5 protein-coding genes and 1 pseudogene are annotated in these 5,089 nt (G+C 42.1%); all 6 read right to left on the bottom strand.

Features of this window, described 5'->3' with window-relative positions:
* Positions 1-959, bottom strand: a 959-nt coding sequence (locus tag BG32_RS12220; protein WP_409072665.1) for a DEAD/DEAH box helicase, incomplete at its 3' end; no start/stop codon positions are given.
* A 9-nt stretch (positions 960-968) separates the two neighbouring features.
* Positions 969-2,420 carry a hypothetical protein gene (locus BG32_RS12215; protein ID WP_051070393.1) on the bottom strand — a complete coding sequence of 484 codons (1,452 nt, stop codon included), beginning with the start codon at positions 2,418-2,420 and terminating at the stop codon, positions 969-971.
* 274 nt (positions 2,421-2,694) lie between these two features.
* Entirely contained in the window at positions 2,695-2,988 is a 294-nt protein-coding gene (locus BG32_RS12210) for a hypothetical protein (protein ID WP_006492328.1), read from the bottom strand.
* A 183-nt stretch (positions 2,989-3,171) separates the two neighbouring features.
* Positions 3,172-3,924, bottom strand: a complete 753-nt coding sequence (gene truA, locus BG32_RS12205) for a tRNA pseudouridine(38-40) synthase TruA (protein WP_039882972.1) — start codon at positions 3,922-3,924, stop codon at positions 3,172-3,174.
* Positions 3,925-3,926: 2 nt separating this feature from the next.
* Positions 3,927-4,355, bottom strand: coding sequence for a hypothetical protein (locus BG32_RS12200; RefSeq protein WP_259459720.1), 429 nt, complete (start codon positions 4,353-4,355; stop codon positions 3,927-3,929).
* 176 nt (positions 4,356-4,531) lie between these two features.
* Positions 4,532-5,089: pseudogene (locus tag BG32_RS12195) on the bottom strand (phospho-sugar mutase); the annotation flags it as partial.

The raw sequence follows: 5,089 nt of genomic DNA, 5'->3' as shown, positions 1-5,089 counted from the left end.
GTGAATTCATCAACAATTACGACTTCTCCCTCCTGAGTTACCAGGTAGTCGACTTCCCTTTTATATAGATTCATTGCTTTCAAAGCATTCAACAGATGGAAAATGTAGTCGTAATTGCTTGGATCATAAAGATTGTCGATCTGCAGCAGTTTCTCAGCCTTTGCTATTCCCTCTTCTGTGAGAGTTACTGTTCTGTCTTTTTCATCAACAACAAAGTCCTTTTCCGCTACAAAACGTTTGGCAAAAAATGCAAACTGCCTATAGAGATTGGATGAGTCTTGAGCGGGGCCGGAAATAATGAGGGGCGTTCTTGCTTCGTCTATCAGGATTGAATCGGCCTCGTCAACTATTACATAGTTGTGTCCCCTCTGAACCTTGTTCTCCAGGGAATACACAAGATTGTCTCTAAGATAGTCGAATCCGAATTCGTTAGCAGTACCATATGTTATGTCGCAACCGTACGCCTCTTTTCTTTGAGAAGGTTCCATCGCCGCCTGAATGAATCCAGCTTTCAACCCAAGATACTCATAAACCGGCCCCATCCAACCAGCATCTCTCTTTGCTAGATAGTCATTCACGGTTGCAAGATGGCAGCCCCTTCCAGACAAGGCATTAAGATAGAGAGGCATTGTTGCCACCAGTGTCTTTCCCTCTCCAGTCTTCATCTCAGCAATTTTACCTTCGTCAAGCGCGAGAGCTCCCATTAGTTGCACATCGAATGGCCGCATACCGACCGTTCTCTTAGCAGCTTCTCTAGCCAGCGCAAAGGCTTCCGGAAGAAATGAATCTAATGTTTCGCCCTCGGAGACTCTAGCTTTGAACTCCTCGGTCTTTTTTTGAAAGTCAACTTCTTCATACCTACTCACGGTTTTTTCCAAGCTGTTTATGCTTTCAACCACCTTGGAGTACTTTTTGAGAAGCATATTATTCTTGTCAAATATTTTGGATAACAATCCCATTAAATCACCTCAATAGAAGCGGAGAGCGTGAATCATATTGCCGTTTTCATCAAATGTCTGCTGGTAGAAGAGAGCACTGTCTACGGAAACTCCCATCAAAGACTTGAAGACTTTTTTCATGTCGATGAAAGCGTGTGCTATGTCTTTTTCTAGGCCAAGATTTCGTACAAACTCGTAGCTAATGTTATCACTGAGACTTTCTGAATCGGAAAGCAATCTGTAGTATTCATCGGGCGAAAGGGAAGTCAATACGGTAGTTTCGTTGGAAAAAATAAAGTAAATTGTGTCAAAATCGTTCTCAAGCTCGTAGATCCTACTGTCCTTATGTGCTGACTGCAAAGCACCCCACTCTTTCAAAGAATTCTCGAATTTCTCAGTGTCTGAACTTTTGTTCGTAAATACGACTGTCACTCTGGGTGTTTCTGAAACGAGATCTCCATATATTCTTGCGTTTCCTATACTCTCCTTAGAAAGAAGTACAACAAAATCAGCGAGCTCTCTATAGGGCTCTAAATCAAGTTCAAACCAGTGCGCAAGCTCCTTTCTCAGAGTTTCAACGGATGAAGACGGAAAGAATACGGTGTAATCCCCAAAAGTCTCTTTGGAGGCCTCCAGTTCTTTTGTGTCAGTAACAGAGAGCATCTTTTGAATATCTTCACTGCTGAGAAAAACAGTATCCTGAACTATTGTTGCGGTTAATGTGTGTCCTTCTGGCCTAGCAAATAAGATAGTGCTTTCAATCGAGAAAGTTGATTCCAGCCCCAGATCTAGATGAAAACGGTCTCCATCAATGTAACCGGCCAAAGCGTAATCATAGCTCATTTCAGCAACTTCCCTTCCTTTGCCGTTAGATTCTAGAAGCCTTTTACCTTCACCTTCATAGGTTTTCAGGGCAAGTGTAACTGCATCTTTGTTTCCACCGATTATCAGGTAATCGTCGCCGGCATTATAGAAAAGCGTTCCAGCGTTGCTTCTGAGTTCATTGACGCTTTCGCCGGGCTGAACAAATATCGACATATCAAGAAGGGCCGCCACCGCCTTCAACAATTCGAAGGAACTGTCCGTTCTCCAAGCCATGAAAACTCTGTTCTCAGTAAGCTTTAGTTTCTCAAGAAGGTAAAAAGGATCGAACATCAACAGGTCGTCAAGTGAAAGATCGATTCCTTCCCCGGCAAGTAGTATGTCATTGTTCAACGCTGACTTAAGGAAGCTGGTATCGACTTCAGCGTTGTATCCTGCCGCATCGATTATTCCATAAAAAGCTCTTTCGGCTCCGTATCCATTATCTCCGAGATAGGCTCCAAAAAAATTCGTGTTATCCCTAAGAGCCTCCATTGTTGATCTCAATCCTCGAAGTATAAGAAAATAACCAACATCTTCAGGCACGAAATCAAAGATCTCCTGGGCCATTATTCCGGAAAAAGAAAGAATCAGTAACAAACCAACTAATAAGGATTTCAAACCTTTCCCGATCACCTAACCGTCAAATCGGGGTTCTCCCTCCCTTCAAATCTGATGATTACATTCTTCTCAAAATACTTTCGACTCTTCGGCCACCGGTTAGAATCGCCACTGAGTTTGTTTCTGATTACTGTATGAAGCAGATACTCAAATTTACTTTCTTCGTACTGATTAGCAAGGATCAAATCCTTTGGCTAATTTCGGAAATACAAAATAGCGACTCCCTCAACCAATTACTTTTTTCTCAGTCCGGAAACAGCTTCAAACGGATCCTTTAGTAGATTGAAGCTTCACTTCTGTCGCCCAGAAAACTTCTTGCAGTTCCGCCGATCCAGCTGTTGAACCTTCTTCTCTTGAGCATCGACAAGCGCAAGTTTTCTGATTTTGTAGATCCAGGTGAATCTCCTCTCCTTCCAATGGCTGATCTTTCTCCGCCCACAATAAGATAGACTAAGGTAGATGTGGCACTATCAAGCATTAGCTGATTGAAACCATTATGTGAGGAGCTACCCGATTTATCTTGCTCTCCAGTATAGGTACCAATTCTACCGATTGCTACCACTTTCATTTTGGACTTAATCGACGCACTCGCCTTTCAAGTCTTCCCACAAAAATCCGGTACGCAGAAATTACCTTGCAGCCCGGTTTAAGAACAATCATACCATTAATAATGAATTTTCCGCTTCACAGTAAAATTGATGATCCTGTTCTCCTTTCAGACAGCACTAGTTCAAACAATTGTTCATCAAATCTAGGTCTCGAATTCATCAAAGATAACTTTGTAAAATACGAGTCCCTGAGGTGGAGCCGTTCCCGGTAATGTTGATCTGTCATGAGAAGAAAGAAACTCAGATACCGATTCTTCTGAAACACTTCCTGTTCCGACTTTTACAAGCGTTCCAACAATGTTTCTCACCATTCTCTTTAGGAACGAAATGCCTTCAACCCTTATAAGTATGATGTAAGGTTTGTATCTTATTATTCTTATCGCCGTAATAGTTCTAACAGGATTTCTATCGTCCTTGCCGGTCCTGAATGCAGCAAAATCATGTTCGCCCAGGAGATTGACTGCCGCTCTTCTCATTGATTTAATATCGAGAGAATAGGGAAACCACCAGACAAACCTTCTTCTAAAAATATCCGGTTCACTCGAAGTTTGTATGTAATAGTGGTATATCCTTTTCTTTGCGGCGAATCTTGGGCTGAAATTCTCATCGACTTCATGTACTTTCCTGACATACATGTCAGATGGAAGATTTGCGTTCAATGCGTCTCTCATGGTAGTTGCTTCCAGGCGATCCAGATTAGAATCGAAGGCAATTACCTGTCCGAACCCGTGAACACCAGTATCGGTACGCCCTGCGCCTTGACTAGAGATGCAAAATTTATGGATTCTATGAAGCGCTTCTTCAAACTTGCCCTGAACCGTCCGTAGTCCCGGCTGGTTCTGGAAACCGAAAAAATCTGTTCCATCGTAAGATACTATAGCAGCGAATCTCTTCATAATCATTTTAGAGCTATCAAGTCAAGCATTTCAGTGTAAAGATAAACGATAGAGGAAAGGTCCTTCCCCATTTTTGGTAGATCTCCATTATAAACTGTCCAAAGAATTCTTCCTACAATGGTTTCTACATACTTTATTAGTGATTTCTCAAGCTCTTTTTTTTCGTTTACACTCAACTGTAGTTCTCCAGTTTTCATGGCAAGCCATGATGAGAACCTTTGGTCATTGAAGCTAAGCGATCCTTCTTCGTAGTCCTTTAGCATCTTGTAAACTTCTTCGGTAGTTTCCCTAATCGACAAATTCTTTGAAATGACCTCAAACGTTGTCTGATCGAAATAACCTTCAAGAGCTTCTGGAACTTCTAGTTCATACTTAAAGTACAGCAGATTCGAGTCGCTGTGCTTTCTTTCGAAAGTGATCTTCCGCCTCATCGCGCTCTCAAGGCCATAAGCACTAAGGCAATTCCAATATTTATGTTTAAGCAACTCAGCTGAATGATCAGTAGACCACGTGGTCATGAAACCAGTTTTTGTTCTGTGATCAAAAGTAGCTCTTTTTGGTGTAAGGAAGTCATCTCCCCTATAAAGAATGTGCGCGTACCTGAAGTTCATAAGCATACAATCCTTTCAACCAGTTCTTTCATTTCTTCGATCTTCTTCTCTGCTTCTTCTCTATTTTCTCCCCTGGCCATAAGGTAGAACTTGATTTTTGGCTCTGTTCCTGAGGGTCGCACTATTATTTTGCAGTCGTTCTCCATCTCCATTGATATTACATCTGAAGGAGGAAGGTTACCATAACCATTCAGATAATCCCTCATTTCTCTGATGGCCATCTCTTTTAACTTCGATGGCTCAATATGCCTGAGTCCTGTCATTATTGACTCAATCTTTTCCTTCCCTTGAATCCCTTCATACTCTTTGTTCACAAGTGCCTCTTGGAAGTAGCCAAACTCGCTATAGATTTCTTCAAGATAGTCGATCAATGTCATCTCTTTGCGTTTAAGGTGTCCGCCGATCGCGCAGGCTAGTGCGGCCGCGCTGACCGCATCTTTGTCTCTTGCATGTTTTCCAAACAGCGAGCCGTAGCTCTCTTCAAATCCAAAAAGATAGTTCCCTTTTCCATCCATTTCAGCTTTTTCGATTATTTCTCCAATAAACTTGAACCC

Source organism: Mesotoga sp. HF07.pep.5.2.highcov (genome assembly GCF_003666285.1).
GTDB classification, from domain to species: Bacteria; Thermotogota; Thermotogae; order Petrotogales; family Kosmotogaceae; genus Mesotoga; species Mesotoga prima.
The sequence above is the reverse complement of the archived record's forward strand: the minus strand, read 5'-3'. Positions and strand labels throughout refer to the sequence as shown.

Excerpts from the sequence above, each read along its gene's own strand:
- BG32_RS12200 (WP_259459720.1), bottom strand. The coding sequence starts at position 4,355 with ATGAGGCGGAAGATCACTTTCGAAAGAAAGCACAGCGACTCGAATCTG.
- truA (WP_039882972.1), bottom strand. The coding sequence starts at position 3,924 with ATGAAGAGATTCGCTGCTATAGTATCTTACGATGGAACAGATTTTTTC.
- BG32_RS12210 (WP_006492328.1), bottom strand. The coding sequence starts at position 2,988 with ATGAAAGTGGTAGCAATCGGTAGAATTGGTACCTATACTGGAGAGCAA.